The organism is Neisseria sp. P0001.S005, assembly GCF_051963715.1.
Genome location: NZ_JBQCTZ010001001.1, coordinates 1 through 257, shown reverse-complemented (window position 1 = coordinate 257; position 257 = coordinate 1). Strand labels below are relative to the sequence as shown.

Genomic DNA, 257 nt, shown 5'->3' with positions numbered 1-257 from the left:
CACAAAAAAGCCCGACAAGATGCCAAACGCGGCAAAATCTTCACCCGTCTGATTAAAGAAATTACCGTTGCTGCCCGCATGGGTGGCGGCGACCCCGGCGCGAACCCGCGCCTGCGCCTGGCTTTGGAAAAAGCCGCTGAAAACAATATGCCTAAAGACAACGTGCAACGTGCCATCGACAAAGGTACGGGCAATCTGGAAGGCGTGGAATACATCGAGTTGCGTTACGAAGGCTACGGCATCGGCGGTGCGGCTTT

At 55.6% G+C, this 257-nt stretch carries 1 pseudogene; it reads left to right on the top strand.

Annotation, left to right across the window (positions count from 1 at the left end):
* Positions 1 to 257: pseudogene (locus tag ACTHSP_RS23845) on the top strand (YebC/PmpR family DNA-binding transcriptional regulator); the annotation flags it as partial.